Consider the following 15226-nt stretch of genomic DNA (forward strand, 5'->3'; position numbering starts at 1 on the left):
GAGAAAAGCATATGGTTGAAATTGAACTGGACGGTCAGAAGGTAGAAGTCACCGAGGGTTCCATGGTGATGCATGCTGCCGAAAAGGCCGGCACCTACATTCCTCACTTCTGTTACCACAAGAAGCTCTCGATTGCGGCCAATTGCCGCATGTGTCTGGTCGATGTCGAGAAGGCTCCCAAGCCCATGCCTGCATGTGCCACGCCGGTCACGCAGGGCATGATCGTGCGCACCAAGACCGACAAGGCCATCAAAGCCCAACAGTCGGTGATGGAGTTCCTGCTCATCAACCATCCGCTCGATTGCCCCATTTGCGACCAGGGCGGTGAGTGCCAGTTGCAGGACTTGGCCGTGGGCTATGGCGCGTCGTCGTCGCGCTACGAAGAAGAAAAACGCGTGGTCTTCCACAAGGATGTGGGCCCGTTGATCTCGATGGAAGAGATGAGCCGTTGCATCCACTGCACCCGCTGCGTGCGCTTCGGCCAGGAAGTGGCTGGCGTGATGGAACTGGGCATGATTCACCGGGGCGAGCACTCCGAGATCACCACCGTGACGGGCGACACGATCGACTCCGAGCTCTCGGGCAACATGATCGACATCTGCCCGGTCGGTGCGCTCACGAGCAAGCCTTTCCGCTACAGCGCCCGCACTTGGGAGCTGTCGCGCCGCAAGTCGGTCAGCCCGCACGATTCCACCGGTGCCAACCTCATCGTTCAGGTGAAAAATCACAAGGTCATGCGTGTCGTGCCTTTGGAGAACGAAGAAGTCAATGAGTGCTGGATCGCTGACCGCGACCGCTTTTCGTACGAAGCACTCAACAGCGACGAACGCCTGACCCGGCCCATGCTCAAGCAGGGCGGAACCTGGCAAGAGGTGGACTGGCAGACTGCGCTGGAATACGTCGCGAACGGCCTCAAGAACATCAAGAATGACCATGGCGCTGCTGCCATCGGTGCCTTGGTCAGCCCGCACAGCACGCTGGAAGAGCTGTATCTGGCCGGCGCGCTGGTGCGTGGCCTGGGCAGTGAAAATATCGACTACCGGCTGCGCAACGCCGAATTCGCTGCTCCATCCGGGATTCGCTGGCTGGGAACTTCCATTGCTTCCTTGTCCACCTTGCAACGCGTTCTGGTGGTGGGCTCCAACCTGCGCAAGGACCATCCGCTGTTTGCCCAGCGAATTCGCCAGGCAGCCCGCCATGGCTGTGCGGTGAGTGCTATCAATTCAGAAGTCTATGACTGGGCCATGCCTGTGGTGCAGGCGCTGGTGCAACCGCCCAGCGCTTGGGAACAAGCCTTGGCCAGCGTGGCGGCCGCGATTGCCCAGGAAAAAGGCGTTCAGGTCCCCGATGGCTCGGTTCAGGTGAGTGATTCCGCGCTGGCCATTGCCCGCTCCCTGTTGGGAGGCGAGCGCAAGGCCATCTTGCTGGGCAACGCTGCCGCCCACCATGCGCATGCCAGTCGCATTCTGGCGCTGGCACAGTGGATCGGAGAGCAGACGGGGGCCACGGTGGGTTACCTCACGGAGGCTGCCAACACGGTGGGGGCGCAGTTTGCCGGTGCCATGCCCGGCAATGGCGGCCTGAATGCCGGCCAGATGCTCGGTGGTAGTCTGAAAGCAGCCCTCTTGCTGAACACAGAGCCGGCCTTTGACGCGGCCGGTGGCGAGGCGGCCTGCCAGGCGCTGGCCGGCACCGACATGGTCGTCACACTGAGCCCGTTCAAGGCTAACATGGCTTTCAGCGATGTCTTGCTGCCGATCGCGCCATTCACCGAAACGTCGGGCAGCTTCGTGAACGCCGAAGGCCGTTTGCAGAGTTTCCATGCCGTCGTCCGGCCATTGGGTGAAACCCGTCCTGCCTGGAAGGTGCTGCGGGTCCTGGCCAATCTGCTGAACGTGCCGGGCATTGATTTCGAGACCTCCCAGGACGTGCTGGCACGGGCTACCAACACCCCGGCGGGCGGCGTTGCAGCGGTTTCGTCCGCGCAGTTGAGTAACGCCCAGGCCATGCTTCCCCAGGCTGAAGGGCCTGCGGTGGGAGAGCCGGCCGTGGCATCCATCTACCAGCTCGATGGACTGGTGCGCCGGGCCACTTCGTTGCAACTGACGGCGGATGCCCGTCGTGCACAGGAAGGAGCTGCGGCATGATTGATGCAATCCACAACGCGGGGCTGAACCTGTTGAGCTATGGCTGGTGGACTGCCATCGTCTGGCCGGTTCTCTGGATTCTTTTGAAGATTGTGGTGATCCTGGCGCCATTGATGGGGGCTGTCGCCTATTTGACGCTGTGGGAGCGCAAGCTGCTTGGCTTCATGCAGGTGCGCCACGGTCCCAATCGTGTCGGCCCGATGGGTTTGCTGCAACCCATTGCGGATGCACTCAAACTGTTGACCAAGGAAATCATCCAGCCGACCGCAGCCAGCAAGGGCTTGTTTGTGCTGGGCCCTGTCATGGCGATCATGCCTGCGCTGGCGGCCTGGGTCGCGATTCCCTTCGGGCCGGACGTTGCCCTGGCCAATGTGAATGCGGGTTTGCTGCTGGTGATGGCCATCACGTCCATCGAAGTCTATGGCGTGATCATCGCCGGCTGGGCTTCCAATTCCAAATATGCATTCCTGGGTGCGCTGCGTGCCTCTGCGCAAATGGTCAGCTATGAAATCGCCATGGGGTTCTGCTTCCTGGTGGTTATCATGGTGTCGGGCAGCATGAACCTGACCGAGATCGTGATGGGGCAGGGGCGCGGCATGGCGGCCGACATGGGCCTGGGCTTCCTGTCCTGGAACTGGTTGCCGCTGCTGCCGATTTTCCTGGTCTATCTGATTTCCGGCGTGGCAGAAACCAACCGCCATCCCTTTGACGTGGTCGAGGGCGAGGCCGAGATCGTGGCGGGTCACATGGTTGAATATTCGGGCATGGGTTTCGCCATCTTCTTCCTGGCCGAATACGCCAGCATGTGGTTGGTGTCCATCCTGGCTGCGCTGATGTTTCTCGGTGGCTGGCTCTCGCCAATTGACAGCGCATTGTTCAACTGGGTTCCAGGCTGGATCTGGCTGGGCCTGAAGACCTTTGTGGTGGTGTCGATGTTCATCTGGATCCGGGCGACTTTCCCCCGTTTCCGTTACGACCAGATCATGCGTCTGGGCTGGAAAATCTTTATTCCAGTCACGCTGGTGTGGCTGCTCATCGTTGGCGGGTGGTTGCTCTCGCCGTGGAATATCTGGAAATAAGCGGGGACACAAATGACTGCTGTTGCTGCTGCTGCACCTTTTTCGTTCAAAGACTTTCTCAAGAGCTTCATGCTTGTTGAGCTGCTCAAGGGCATGGCCCTGACCGGCCGCTATGCCTTTCGCCGCAAGGTGACCGTGCAGTTCCCTGAGGAAAAAACGCCCTTGTCACCTCGCTTTCGGGGGTTGCACGCATTGCGCCGCTATGACAACGGCGAAGAGCGTTGCATTGCCTGCAAGCTGTGCGAGGCTGTCTGCCCTGCGATGGCCATCACCATCGAATCGGATGTGCGTGAGGATGGGTCTCGCCGTACCACGCGCTACGACATCGACCTGACCAAGTGCATCTTCTGCGGCTTTTGCGAAGAGAGTTGCCCGGTCGACTCGATCGTCGAGACGCATATCCTCGAATACCACGGGGAAAAGCGGGGCGACCTGTATTTCACCAAAGACATGCTGCTGGCGGTGGGTGACCGCTATGAAGGTGAAATCGCTGCGGCCAAGGCCGCTGACGCCAAGTACCGCTAACGCGGTCTTGCTGCGACTTCCTTAGGCCAGACTTTCTACAAAGAACCGATTCATGGACGCCAAGACTGGTTTTTTCTATCTCTTCTCGGTGGTGCTGCTGTTTGCAGCCTTCCGGGTAATTACCGCGCGCAACCCCGTGCATGCGGTGTTGCACCTCATCCTGGCTTTTTCTCAGGCTGCTGCGATCTGGTTGCTGCTCAAGGCGGAGTTTCTGGCCATCGTGCTGGTCCTTGTGTATCTGGGCGCGGTCATGGTGTTGTTCCTGTTCGTGGTGATGATGCTGGACATCCACATCGACACGATCCGCAAGGGGTTCTGGAAGCATTTCCCGCTGGCCGCCTTCGTGGGCGCCATGATTGCCCTGGAAATGGCGGCGGTGCTCATGGGCGGATTCCGGGGCATGGATGAACCCAAGGTCGCAGCGGTGGTGCTGGATGCGGCGGGGCAGGTGGTTCCCTATTCCAACGCCAAGGCTCTGGGTAAATTGCTCTACACGGAATATCTGTACCCCGTGGAAATTGCCGCCGTCATTTTGCTCGTGGCCATGATTGCCGCCATTGCACTGACGCTGCGACAACGCAAGGACACCAAGGCGATCGACCCCTCGACGCAGGTCAGGGTGCGGGCCCGCGATCGTCTGCAGGTCGTGAAGCTTGCGGCAACCCAGAAACCTGGGCACGAGGTTGCCAGCGAGCCTGCGGGCGAGGAGAAAAAAGCATGACATTGACGCTGGGACACTTTCTTTCTCTGGGCGCGATGTTGTTCGCCCTCGCCGTGATCGGCATTTTCCTCAATCGCAAGAATCTGATTGTTCTGCTGATGGCGATCGAGTTGATGCTGCTTGCGGTCAACATGAATTTCGTGGCGTTCTCGCACTATCTGGGCGACATGCACGGTCAGGTGTTCGTGTTTTTCATCCTGACAGTGGCGGCGGCCGAGTCGGCCATCGGTCTGGCCATTCTGGTGCTGTTGTTCCGCAACAAGTCCAGCATCAACGCGGACGAACTCAACACCCTCAAGGGTTGAGTCGCCCGTCATCCCAAGGTTCTCAAGAATGAGTCAAACCCTCTCTGCTTCAACGCTTCTGGCGGTTCCGTTGGCGCCGCTGGCGGGCGCCTTGCTGGCCGGTATCTTCGGTACCACGTTTGGCGGCAACTGGATTGGCCGGCGCCTCAGCCACACGCTGACCATCCTGGGTGTGCTGGTCGCGTTCATCCTGTCGGCCATGACGCTCAAGAGCGTGGCCCTCGATGGCGCGCGCTTCAACGAGACGCTCTACACCTGGATGGTGGTGGGTGGACTGAAGATGGAAGTGGGCTTCCTGATCGACAGTCTCACCGCCATGATGATGGTTGTGGTCACCTTTGTGTCGCTCATGGTGCACATCTACACCATTGGCTACATGGAGGAGGATGACGGCTACAACCGCTTCTTTGCCTACATTTCGCTGTTCACGTTCTCCATGCTCATGCTGGTCATGAGCAACAACCTGCTGCAACTCTTTTTTGGCTGGGAAGCGGTGGGGCTGGTGTCGTATTTGCTGATCGGCTTCTGGTTCAACAAGCCGTCGGCCATCTTCGCCAACATGAAGGCATTCCTGGTCAACCGGGTGGGTGACTTCGGTTTCATTCTGGGCATCGGCCTGATTGCGGCATACACCGGGACCCTCAATTACGGCGAAGTGTTTGGCAAAACGGCCGAGCTGGGCGGGCTGGCGTTCCCGGGCACCGACTGGATGCTCATCACGGTCATCTGCATCTGCCTGTTTATTGGCGCCATGGGTAAGTCGGCCCAGTTCCCGCTGCATGTGTGGCTACCCGATTCCATGGAAGGCCCCACCCCCATCTCGGCGCTGATTCACGCGGCGACCATGGTCACGGCCGGCATCTTCATGGTGGCTCGCATGTCGCCGTTGTTTGAGCTGTCGGATACGGCACTCAACTTCATCCTGGTGATTGGCGCTATCACGGCCTTGTTCATGGGTTTTCTGGGCATCATCCAGAATGACATCAAGCGCGTGGTCGCCTATTCCACCTTGTCGCAGTTGGGCTACATGACGGTGGCCCTGGGCGCATCGGCCTACTCGGTGGCCGTGTTTCATCTGATGACGCACGCCTTCTTCAAGGCGCTGCTGTTCCTCGGCGCGGGCTCGGTCATCATGGGCATGCACCACAACCAGGACATCCGCTGGATGGGTGGCGTGCGCAAGTACATGCCCATCACCTGGATCACCTCGCTGCTCGGTTCGCTCGCTCTGATCGGTACGCCCCTGTTCTCGGGTTTCTACTCCAAGGACAGCATCATCGAGGCCGTCCACTTCAGTCACTTGCCTGCTGCAGGGTTTGCGCACTTTGCTGTTTTGGCAGGTGTGTTCATCACGGCGTTCTATTCGTTCCGTATGTATTTCCTGGTGTTCCACGGCAAGGAACGCTATGACCAGAACCCGGACGCCCACCATGCGGGCGATCATGGTCACGGTCATGACGATCACCATGAGCCTCATGAATCGCCATGGGTAGTCACGGTGCCGCTGGTGCTACTGGCGATCCCTTCTGTCGTGGTGGGCTTCATGTTCATCCAGCCGATGCTGTTTGGTGATTTTTTCAAGGATGTGATTTTTGTGGATGCGGCAAAGCATCCGTCCATGGCACAGATGGCTGAGCACTTTCACAGTGCCTGGGCAATGGCGTTGCATGGGCTGCAGACGGCGCCGTTCTGGCTGGCGCTGGCGGGTGTGGCGCTGTCCTACTACATGTACATGGTCAATCCCGCGTTGCCAACGGCCATCAAGGCGCGTGTGCAGCCGTTGTATACGTTGCTGGAAAACAAGTACTACCTGGACTGGATCAACGAAAACATCCTGGCGCGTGGTGCCCGGGCGCTCGGCACCGGTCTGTGGAAAGTGGGAGACCAGGCCATCATTGACGGTGCCTTGGTCAACGGATCGTGGAAGCTGGTGCGTTGGGTTTCCGGCGTCGTGCGCTGGATGCAGACAGGTTTCATCTTCCACTATGCCCTGGTGATGATTCTGGGTGTGTTTGCGCTGATGACCTGGTTTGTCTGGCGCGACTATTTCCTGCAGCTCATCAAATAAGGAAAAGAACAAAATGGGTCTGTTGAGTCTTGCAATCTGGACGCCGATCGTCTTTGGTGTTTTGCTGCTGGCGGTGGGGCGCGATGAGCATGCCCGTGCTGTCCGCTGGATCGCCCTGATTGGCGCCGTCATCGGCTTGTTGGTAACGCTGCCTCTGTACGATGGCTTCCAGCTGGGTACCGCGGCGATGCAGTTTGTTGAAAAGTCCGTCTGGATTGAGCGCTTCAATGTGCACTACCACCTGGGCGTGGACGGCATTTCTTTCTGGTTTGTGCCGCTGACAGCGTTCATCACGGTCATTGTGGTGATTGCCTCGTGGGAGTCGATCACCGAGCGCGTTAACCAGTACATGGGCGCCTTTCTGATCCTTTCGGGGTTGATGATCGGTGTGTTCTGCGCCCTCGACGGCCTGCTGTTCTATGTGTTCTTTGAGGCCACCCTGATTCCGATGTACCTCATCATCGGCATCTGGGGTGGGCCCAACAAGATCTATGCGGCGTTCAAGTTCTTCCTGTACACCTTGCTCGGCTCCCTGCTGATGCTGGTGGCGCTCATCTTCCTGTACAACCAGTCGGGCGGCAGTTTCGACATCGCGGCATGGCACCAGTTGCCGCTCAGTTCCACTGCCCAGACCTTGCTTTTCTTTGCTTTTTTTGCGGCGTTTGCCGTCAAGGTGCCGATGTGGCCAGTCCACACTTGGTTGCCGGATGTGCACGTGGAAGCCCCGACAGGTGGCTCCGCTGTGCTGGCGGCCATCATGCTCAAACTGGGGGCCTACGGTTTCCTGCGTTTCTCTTTGCCGATTGCTCCGGATGCGTCGCGTGAGTGGGCGTGGCTCATGATTGCCCTGTCACTGGTGGCCGTGATTTACGTGGGCCTGGTGGCCATCGTCCAGAAGGACATGAAAAAACTGGTGGCTTACTCCTCCGTCGCTCACATGGGTTTTGTGACGCTTGGTTTCTTCATCTTCAACGATCTGGGCGTTTCGGGAGGCTTGGTGCAAATGATCGCGCATGGCTTTGTTTCGGGTGCCATGTTCCTGTCCATTGGTGTGTTGTACGACCGGGTGCACTCCCGCGAAATTGCCGCTTATGGCGGCGTGGTCAACACCATGCCGAATTTCACGGCATTTGCCTTGCTTTTTGCCATGGCCAATTGTGGGCTTCCAGGAACCGCCGGATTCGTTGGCGAGTGGATGGTGATCCTGGGTGCCGTGAAGGCCAATTTCTGGATAGGCGGCGCAGCTGCCACGGCGCTGATTTTCGGTGCCGCCTATACGCTCTGGATGTTCAAGCGTGTCTATCTGGGTCCCGTTGCCAATGACCATGTCAAGGAGCTTACCGACATCAACAGTCGTGAATTCCTCGTGATGTCGCTGCTGGCGATTGCCGTGCTGGCCATGGGTCTTTATCCACGCCCCTTCACCGACGTGATGGACACCTCTGTGGCGGAGTTGCTCAAGCATGTGGCCCTGTCGAAGCTGAACTGACCAGACTGAACTGAGAGATTCGAGATGATTGACAACATCAGCTGGCTTGCCATTTACCCCGAGATCGTGCTGTTGGCCATGGCCTGCGTGATCATGCTGGTGGACCTGGGGGTCCACAGTCCACGCCGTACCGGTACCTACGTCCTGACCATGCTCACGTTGGCCGTGGTTGCTGTCCTGCAGGGTGTGTATGCCAGCAGCGGAAACACGTTCTACGGTTTCGGCAACATGGTGGTCAGTGATGCCATGGGCAACTGGCTCAAATGCTTCGCCACCGTGGCCATGATGGTCACGCTGGTTTACGGGCGCCCTTATGCCGCTGATCGAGGCATGTTGCGGGGTGGTGAGTTGTTCACGCTGTCGATGCTGGCTTTGCTGGGCATGTCCATCATGATCTCCGGCAACAACTTTCTGGTGATCTACCTGGGCCTGGAGCTGCTGACCCTTTCCAGCTACACCCTGGTGGCATTGCGGCGCGACAACGCAACGGCCACGGAAGCCGCCATGAAGTATTTCGTGCTGGGTGCGATGGCCAGCGGGTTTCTGCTTTACGGTCTGTCGATGCTGTACGGTGCCACGGGCTCCCTGGACATCGGGCAAGTGTTCAAGGCCGTCAATTCTGGCCAGATCCGGCACCAGGTGCTGGTGTTCGGCTTGGTCTTTGTGGTCGCAGGTCTGGCTTTCAAGCTCGGTGTGGTGCCATTTCACATGTGGATTCCCGATGTCTACCAAGGTGCGCCCACTGCCGTCACGCTGATGATCGGTGGAGCACCCAAGCTCGCCGCATTTGCAATCACCATTCGTCTGCTGGTGGATGGGTTATTGCCGCTGGCGATCGATTGGCAGCAGATGCTGGCGGTGCTGGCCATCGGCTCGCTGCTTGTGGGTAACCTGGCCGCCATTGCCCAGACCAATCTGAAGCGCATGCTGGCTTACTCCACCATTTCTCAAATGGGCTTTGTCTTGCTGGGCCTGTTGTCGGGTGTGATCAACGGCAATGTGGATGCCGCTGCGGTGGAAAGCGCCTACAGCTCTGCCATGTTCTATGTGGTGAGCTATGTCCTGACCACCCTGGCCGCGTTTGGCGTGATTTTGCTGCTGGCCCGCGAAGGCTTTGAAAGCGAAGAGATCGCCGATCTGGCAGGTCTCAATCAGCGCAGCCCCTTGTATGCGGGCGTGATGGCGGTCTGCCTGTTCTCCTTGGCCGGCATTCCGCCGCTGGTAGGGTTTTATGCCAAGCTGTCGGTTTTGCAGGCCTTGATGGCATCGGGACAAGGGCTTTATATTGCACTGGCCGTGTTTGCGGTCATCATGTCCCTGATCGGTGCGTTCTACTATCTGCGCGTGGTGAAGGTGATGTATTTTGATGCCCCCCTGACCGCAACCAGTGTGTCAGCGCCCCTGGATGTCCGGGTGGTGTTGACCGTCAATGGCGCGCTGGTGCTGGTGTTGGGTTTGTTGCCCGGTGGCTTGATGGCGCTGTGTGCAGATGCCATCGTGCGAGCCCTGGCCACCTGAACTCCATCCAAATATTTCTGTGTCTCAAACTGGGTCGATCTGGCTCGTCATCGTGGCCGCGTTTATTGCGGCCAATCTTCCCTTCATCAACCATCGGTTGATGGCCATTGGTCCGTTGGCCCAGCCAAAGAAGGCCCTGTTGGTTCGGCTCGTGGAGCTGGTAGTGCTGTACCTGCTGGTGGGGGCCATGGCGCTCCTGCTGGAGCGGCGTGCCGGGCAAATTGCTCCACAGGGTTGGGAGTTCTATGCTGTCACGGGCACCTTGTTCCTTACGCTGGCTTTTCCGGGTTTTGTCTACCGCTATCTGCTGCGTCGCCACGGTTGACGTGGCTTTGCCGAGGTTTCCGTCATGAAGGTGCTTGACCTGCATTGTCGGCAGGGCCATGTATTTGAGGGATGGTTCGCCTCGGAAGACGATTTTCAGGGGCAGTTGCGCGATGCGCTGGTGCAATGCCCCTTGTGCGCCGACGTCCACATCTCCAAAAGACTGAGTGCGCCACGGTTGAACCTGGGTGCACGGCAACCCGCCTCAGAGTCGTCTGCACCGGTTGCGCCGTTGCCTTCAGTCAACAGCACAACGCAAGCGTCGGGTGTGGATCAGCAGGCAGCATGGTTGTCGCTGGCGCGCAAGGTGTTGGCCACTACAGAGGACGTGGGCCCACAGTTTGCTCAGGAAGCTAGGCGCATCCACCATGGCGAGGCAGAGCAGCGGGCCATACGAGGGCGGGCGTCGGCTGAAGAAACCATGCAGTTGCTCGACGAAGGCATTGCAGTGCTGCCACTTCTGTTGCCCGAGGCAGCCAAGGAAACCTTGCAGTAAGCAACGTGCCCGGCTGGACTCGCCGCGCAGGTGACGTGGACTGCGCGGCAGGCGATGCGCAGCAACGGTCATGCTGTGAATTGCAATGCTGCCAGGCGGGCATAGACGCCGCCCTGGGTGAGCAGCACGGCATGGGTTCCCTGTTCGACGATACGTCCGTTTTCCAGCACCACGATCCGGTCTGCGTTCTGCACCGTCGCCAGTCGATGCGCAATGACCAGGGTGGTTCTGCGGCCAGTGTGGCGCTGCATGGCTATCTCCAGTGCGGCCTGCACCATGCGCTCGCTCTCCGCATCCAGTGCACTCGTGGCTTCGTCCAGTAGCAGCAAGGGCGGATTCTTCAGCATTGCGCGTGCAATCGAGATGCGTTGGCGCTGTCCGCCAGATAGGCGAACGCCGCTCTCTCCCAAAAAGGTCAAATACCCTTGGGGCAGTGCTTCAATGAAGTCGTGGGCGAAGGCTGCCCGGGCTGCGGCGATCACATCTTCTTTGGTGGCATCGGGGCGGCCGTAGCGGATATTGTCCAAAGCCGACGCCGAGAAGATCACGGCGTCCTGCGGCACGGTGCCAATATTGGCGCGCAATTCCTTGAGCGCCAGTTGCCGTATGTCCACGCCGTTGACTGCAATGCGGCCGCGCGTTGCTGCGTCGGGACGCTGGTCGATGTCATAGAAGCGCTGGAGCAACTGGAACACCGTGGTCTTTCCTGCTCCACTGGCACCTACCAGGGCAACCGTTTCACCCGGTTCGAGGTGGAGCGTGAAGTCGTGCAGGGCCGAATGATCGGGTCTGGAGGGATAGTGAAAATTCACCCCTTCAAAATCCACCTTCAGGCCCTGGTCGCCCGTTGGCAGCGGCTTGGGGTGCTCCGGTTCTTTCACGGGGGATTCGCCCGCGATCAGCTCCATCAGCCGCTCCGTGGCGCCCGCGGCGCGCAACAGGTCGCCGTAGACCTCTCCCAGCACCGCCACTGCGCCCGCCAGCAAGATGACATACACCACGGTCTGCCCCAGGTGGCCCGCCGTCATTTGGCCCGCCAGAACCGCCTGTGTGCCCCGGTAAAGCCCCCACAGCAGCAAACCGGCGTTGGCACTGATGATGAACGCCACGAGAAACGCGCGCGCTCGCGTGCGGCGCACGGCGGTCTGAAAAGCGCTTTCGGTGGCCTGGGCGAAACGCAGGGATTCCCGCTTCTCTGCCGTATAGCTCTGCACCACTGGAACGGCATTCAGCACCTCGGCGGCAATGGCACTCGAGTCAGCCACGCGGTCCTGGCTGTCGCGCGAGAGGCGCCGCACGCGCCGTCCAATCCACATCGTGGGCACCACCACCAGTACCACTGCAAGCAGCACCACCGCCATGACATAGGGGTTGGTCCACACCAGCATGGCCAGGGCACCGATGCCCATGACCGCATTGCGCAGCCCCATGGAGAACGATGAGCCCACCACCGTCTGTACCAGGGTGGTGTCTGCCGTGAGGCGTGACAAAACCTCGCCGGTCTGCGTGGTTTCAAAAAACTGCGGACTTTGCTGCAGCACATGGCAGTACACGGCGTTGCGCAGGTCGGCAGTAACGCGCTCTCCCAGCCAGCTCACCATATAAAAGCGTGCTGCCGAAAAACCCCCGAGTGCAATGGCGACGGCAAACAGCGCCTGAAAATGCCCGCGCAGTGCCATCGCCTGGCTACCTTGATTGGACGCCATCAGACCAGCATCGATCAGATTGCGTAACGCCAGGGGAAAGGCCAGCGTGGCCGCAGCGGCCAGCACCAGAAAGACAACAGACAAGGCAATGCGGGCGCGGTAGGGCCTGAGAAAAAGAAGCAGACCGGTCAGCGAGTGGGGTGAGCCCTGCGCCCTGATGGCCACCCAAATTCCCCCGTCTATGGCCACCTCAAACTCCCCCACCTGAACTGATCGGGGATAGGGGTTTAACGCCGGCGTCGTCGGCACCTGTTGGCAGGACATTGATCCAGTCTTCCCCGAGGGAAGGCCAAGGAGTGAATGTCTTGAAGTCCAACCAACGCGCCACCATAGAGACACTGCTGGAGCGCAACACATCGCAACGCGAGATCGCCCGCATCACGGGCATCGACCGCAAGACGGTCAGGAGCTACCACCAGCGCTGGCTGGAGCAACTGCAGTCAAATTCCCCCGGGGTGGCCACCGGCTCGGCAGGTCAAATTCCCCCACCCTGGCCACCGGCTCCTGGGCCGGTGGCCACCTCCCTGTGCGAACCCTGGCGCGAGTTCATCGAAGCCCAGCTGCGGCTGAAGCGAAACGCCACGGCCATCTACCAGGACCTGGTCGACCAGCACGGCTTTGATGGCCAGTACAACTCGGTCAAACGCTTCTGTGCAAAGTTGCGGCACAAGGAGCCCGAGCAGTTCGATCGCCTGTCCTTCCTGCCCGGCGAGGAGATGCAGGTGGACTACGGCGAGGGCGCGCCCACCCGCGTGCCCGGCAGCGACCGGTACCGCAAGCCCCGCCTGTTCGTGGCCACCTTGCGGTATTCCCGTGCCAGTTTCCGGTGCGTGGTCTGGAAGTCCAGCCAGCAGATCTGGGCCGAGCTGCACGAGCGGGCCCTGCGGTACTTCGGGGGCTGCCCCCAGTACGTGGTGCTGGACAATCTGAAGGAAGGCGTCCTCAAGCCCGACCTGTACGAGCCCGATCTCAACCCGGTGTACGCCGCCGCCCTGGCGCACTACGGCGTGGTGGCCGACCCGGCGCGGGTGCGAGACCCCAACCGCAAGGGCACGGTGGAGCATGCCATCGGCCATACCCAGGCCACGGCCTTGAAGGGCCGGCGCTTTGAGTCCATCGAGGCCCAGAACGAGTTCCTGGCGCACTGGGAGAAGAGCTGGGCATCCAAGCGCATCCACGGCACCGAGCGACGCCAGGTGCAGGCCATGTTCGAGGAAGAGCGCAGCCACCTCAAACCCCTGCCAGTGCTGGGAATGCAGTATTTCGACGAGGCGGTGCGCACCGTCTGCGACGACAGCTGTGTGCGGGTGGATCACAGCAGCTACGCCGCTCGCCCGGCGAACATCGGCTCCAAGGTGTTGGTGCGCATCTACGCCCAGCGCATCGAGATTCGTGACATGCACACCCGTGCCTTGCTGCGCACCCACGCCAAGGCCGAGCGTCCCGGCACGGTGATTCTGCCCATGGAGGAGCGGGTGTTCAATCCGTCTCGCGAGACCCGCCTGATCCTGCGTCAGGCCGGCGAGATTGGTGAGCACGCCAGCCGGCTGTGTGAGCTGCTCTTTGCCATCGAGGGTCGTGTCGGGCAGCGCAAGCTCTGGGGCATTGTGGGACTCATGCGCCGTTACCCGGCGCACTGCATCAATGCCGCCTGCGCCCAGGCCCTGGAGCAAGGGGTCTACAGCTACAAGCGCGTGCTGGCGCTGACCGAAGCCCTCTTTGCCCAGGCGATGGCGGCCATCGAGGCTACCTGCGGCGAAGCACCCGCCGCCGGTGCCCACGCGCTGACGCAGCAGCATGAGCTCATCCGAGACGCTGAGGAGTACAGCGATCTCTTCGCGCTCGCCGCCGCCACGGCAAACACCACCACCACCACCACCACCACCACCAACAACACCACCAACGCACCGGGAGTTCAGCCATGAACATGATCGAGATCGAACGCGCGCGCTGCGCGAGCTGCGCCTGTCCGGCATCGCCGAGACCCTGTCCACCCGCGTGATGCAGGCCCAGGCCGCCCAGCAGCCTTTCCTGGAGACCTTCGCCGCCATGCTGCAAGACGAGCTGGACCGCCGGCGCTCTCGCCTGACCGAGCGCCGCTTCAAGCGCTCGGGTCTGGATGAGCGCCCCTCGCTGGCTGACTTCGACTGGCGTTTCAACCCGAAGCTGCCGCGCAGCGCCTGCTTCGAGTTGCACACCCTGAAGTTCATCGGCGAGGGGGCCAACGCGCTGATCATCGGCAAGCCGGGCACCGGCAAGAGCCATGTGGCCAAGGCCGTGGCCTACCAGGCCACGCTGCAGGGCTATGACGTGCGTTACCTGGAAGCCGACACCGAGTTCGCCCGTTACGCGCTGGCCACTACGGCAGAGCGCACCGAGCTGCTCAAGGACTGGGTCGCGCCGGACCTGCTCGTCCTCGATGACCTGTTCCTGGCCAGACGCATCAGCGAGCATGCCGCTGAAGTCCTACAGGCCATCGTGCACCAGCGCTACAAGCTGCGCCGCGCTGTTCTCATCACGTCCAACCGCGTGGTGCAGGACTGGGGCAAATACCTCGGCGACGCCACCATGGCCAGCACCATCCTGGATCGCCTCATGCACCGCTGCGCGATGCTGGAGTTCGAGGGCAAGAGCTACCGCCTCAAGGAGGCCGCTGCACGCATCGCCATCACACCCGAGTCGTCATAATCCGACCGTCCTGCCTGGGGGAATTTGGGGTGGCCAAGGGTGGGGGAATTTGACCTGGCCATCGGGGCCCTGCGCGGCCTGGGAGTGGTTTTTTGTCATCAGGGCAGTGTAGGCGTCCACTGAAGTGCATGCACCGTCGGCTTGCGCGCATTCCGACTTG

At 60.5% G+C, this 15226-nt stretch carries 12 protein-coding genes and 1 pseudogene; 12 read left to right on the forward strand and 1 reads right to left on the reverse strand.

All coding sequences use genetic code 11. From position 1 onward, the window contains the following. The first annotated feature begins 11 nt into the window (after window positions 1–11). Genes nuoG through CCX87_RS05700 form a run of 10 tightly spaced genes read left to right on the forward strand, consistent with a single transcriptional unit; the run spans window position 12 to window position 10672 of the window. Window positions 12–2147 carry an NADH-quinone oxidoreductase subunit NuoG gene (nuoG, locus tag CCX87_RS05655; protein ID WP_087744482.1) on the forward strand — a complete coding sequence of 712 codons (2136 nt, stop codon included), beginning with the start codon at window positions 12–14 and terminating at the stop codon, window positions 2145–2147. Next, window positions 2144–3226 (forward strand): NADH-quinone oxidoreductase subunit NuoH, encoded by a 1083-nt coding sequence (gene nuoH / locus CCX87_RS05660; RefSeq protein ID WP_087744485.1) that lies wholly within the window; start codon window positions 2144–2146, stop codon window positions 3224–3226. Before nuoG ends, nuoH begins: the two co-directional genes overlap by 4 nt. Window positions 3227–3238: 12 nt before the next feature. Continuing rightward, window positions 3239–3751 (forward strand): NADH-quinone oxidoreductase subunit NuoI, encoded by a 513-nt coding sequence (gene nuoI, locus CCX87_RS05665; protein ID WP_087744486.1) that lies wholly within the window; start codon window positions 3239–3241, stop codon window positions 3749–3751. A gap of 52 nt (window positions 3752–3803) precedes the next feature. Then, complete coding sequence (locus CCX87_RS05670) at window positions 3804–4472, forward strand: NADH-quinone oxidoreductase subunit J (RefSeq protein WP_087744488.1); 669 nt, start codon at window positions 3804–3806, stop codon at window positions 4470–4472. After that, entirely contained in the window at window positions 4469–4777 is a 309-nt protein-coding gene (gene nuoK, locus CCX87_RS05675) for an NADH-quinone oxidoreductase subunit NuoK (RefSeq protein WP_086912973.1), read from the forward strand. The genes CCX87_RS05670 and nuoK overlap by 4 nt, the downstream gene beginning before the upstream one ends. 28 nt (window positions 4778–4805) lie before the next feature. Next, on the forward strand, window positions 4806–6845 hold the full coding sequence (gene nuoL / locus CCX87_RS05680; protein WP_087744490.1) for an NADH-quinone oxidoreductase subunit L: 2040 nt from the start codon (window positions 4806–4808) through the stop codon (window positions 6843–6845). 13 nt (window positions 6846–6858) lie between these two features. Further along, window positions 6859–8334: an NADH-quinone oxidoreductase subunit M gene (locus tag CCX87_RS05685; protein ID WP_087744493.1), complete on the forward strand. Its 1476-nt coding sequence runs from the start codon at window positions 6859–6861 to the stop codon at window positions 8332–8334. A 24-nt stretch (window positions 8335–8358) separates the two neighbouring features. Beyond that, window positions 8359–9852, forward strand: coding sequence for an NADH-quinone oxidoreductase subunit NuoN (gene nuoN, locus CCX87_RS05690; RefSeq protein WP_087744495.1), 1494 nt, complete (start codon window positions 8359–8361; stop codon window positions 9850–9852). A gap of 19 nt (window positions 9853–9871) precedes the next feature. After that, window positions 9872–10177 carry a DUF2818 family protein gene (locus tag CCX87_RS05695; RefSeq protein WP_087744497.1) on the forward strand — a complete coding sequence of 102 codons (306 nt, stop codon included), beginning with the start codon at window positions 9872–9874 and terminating at the stop codon, window positions 10175–10177. Window positions 10178–10201: 24 nt separating this feature from the next. After that, on the forward strand, window positions 10202–10672 hold the full coding sequence (locus CCX87_RS05700; protein ID WP_087744499.1) for a DUF1178 family protein: 471 nt from the start codon (window positions 10202–10204) through the stop codon (window positions 10670–10672). Window positions 10673–10740: 68 nt separating this feature from the next. On the opposite strand, the gene CCX87_RS05705 is transcribed toward CCX87_RS05700, so the two are convergent. Further along, window positions 10741–12642, reverse strand: coding sequence for an ABC transporter transmembrane domain-containing protein (locus CCX87_RS05705; protein WP_087744501.1), 1902 nt, complete (start codon window positions 12640–12642; stop codon window positions 10741–10743). A 32-nt stretch (window positions 12643–12674) separates the two neighbouring features. On the opposite strand from CCX87_RS05705, the gene istA reads away from it, so the two are divergent. Together istA and istB are read left to right on the forward strand one after the other, a co-directional pair. Beyond that, window positions 12675–14303: an IS21 family transposase gene (istA, locus tag CCX87_RS05710; RefSeq protein ID WP_087744503.1), complete on the forward strand. Its 1629-nt coding sequence runs from the start codon at window positions 12675–12677 to the stop codon at window positions 14301–14303. Next, window positions 14300–15066: pseudogene (gene istB, locus CCX87_RS21275) on the forward strand (IS21-like element helper ATPase IstB). The gene istA and the pseudogene istB overlap by 4 nt, the downstream one beginning before the upstream one ends. Window positions 15067–15226: the final 160 nt, after the last annotated feature.

Origin of the sequence: Acidovorax sp. T1 (assembly GCF_002176815.1) — a bacterium.
In the GTDB taxonomy this organism is placed as follows: Bacteria; Pseudomonadota; Gammaproteobacteria; order Burkholderiales; family Burkholderiaceae_C; genus Acidovorax.

What these genes read in the sequence shown, in the direction of transcription:
- nuoG (WP_087744482.1), top strand. Translation starts at nt 12, where the DNA reads ATGGTTGAAATTGAACTGGACGGTCAGAAGGTAGAAGTCACCGAGGGT.
- nuoH (WP_087744485.1), top strand. Translation starts at nt 2,144, where the DNA reads ATGATTGATGCAATCCACAACGCGGGGCTGAACCTGTTGAGCTATGGC.
- nuoI (WP_087744486.1), top strand. Translation starts at nt 3,239, where the DNA reads ATGACTGCTGTTGCTGCTGCTGCACCTTTTTCGTTCAAAGACTTTCTC.
- CCX87_RS05670 (WP_087744488.1), top strand. Translation starts at nt 3,804, where the DNA reads ATGGACGCCAAGACTGGTTTTTTCTATCTCTTCTCGGTGGTGCTGCTG.
- nuoK (WP_086912973.1), top strand. Translation starts at nt 4,469, where the DNA reads ATGACATTGACGCTGGGACACTTTCTTTCTCTGGGCGCGATGTTGTTC.
- nuoL (WP_087744490.1), top strand. Translation starts at nt 4,806, where the DNA reads ATGAGTCAAACCCTCTCTGCTTCAACGCTTCTGGCGGTTCCGTTGGCG.
- CCX87_RS05685 (WP_087744493.1), top strand. Translation starts at nt 6,859, where the DNA reads ATGGGTCTGTTGAGTCTTGCAATCTGGACGCCGATCGTCTTTGGTGTT.
- nuoN (WP_087744495.1), top strand. Translation starts at nt 8,359, where the DNA reads ATGATTGACAACATCAGCTGGCTTGCCATTTACCCCGAGATCGTGCTG.
- CCX87_RS05700 (WP_087744499.1), top strand. Translation starts at nt 10,202, where the DNA reads ATGAAGGTGCTTGACCTGCATTGTCGGCAGGGCCATGTATTTGAGGGA.
- CCX87_RS05705 (WP_087744501.1), bottom strand. Translation starts at nt 12,642, where the DNA reads ATGTCCTGCCAACAGGTGCCGACGACGCCGGCGTTAAACCCCTATCCC.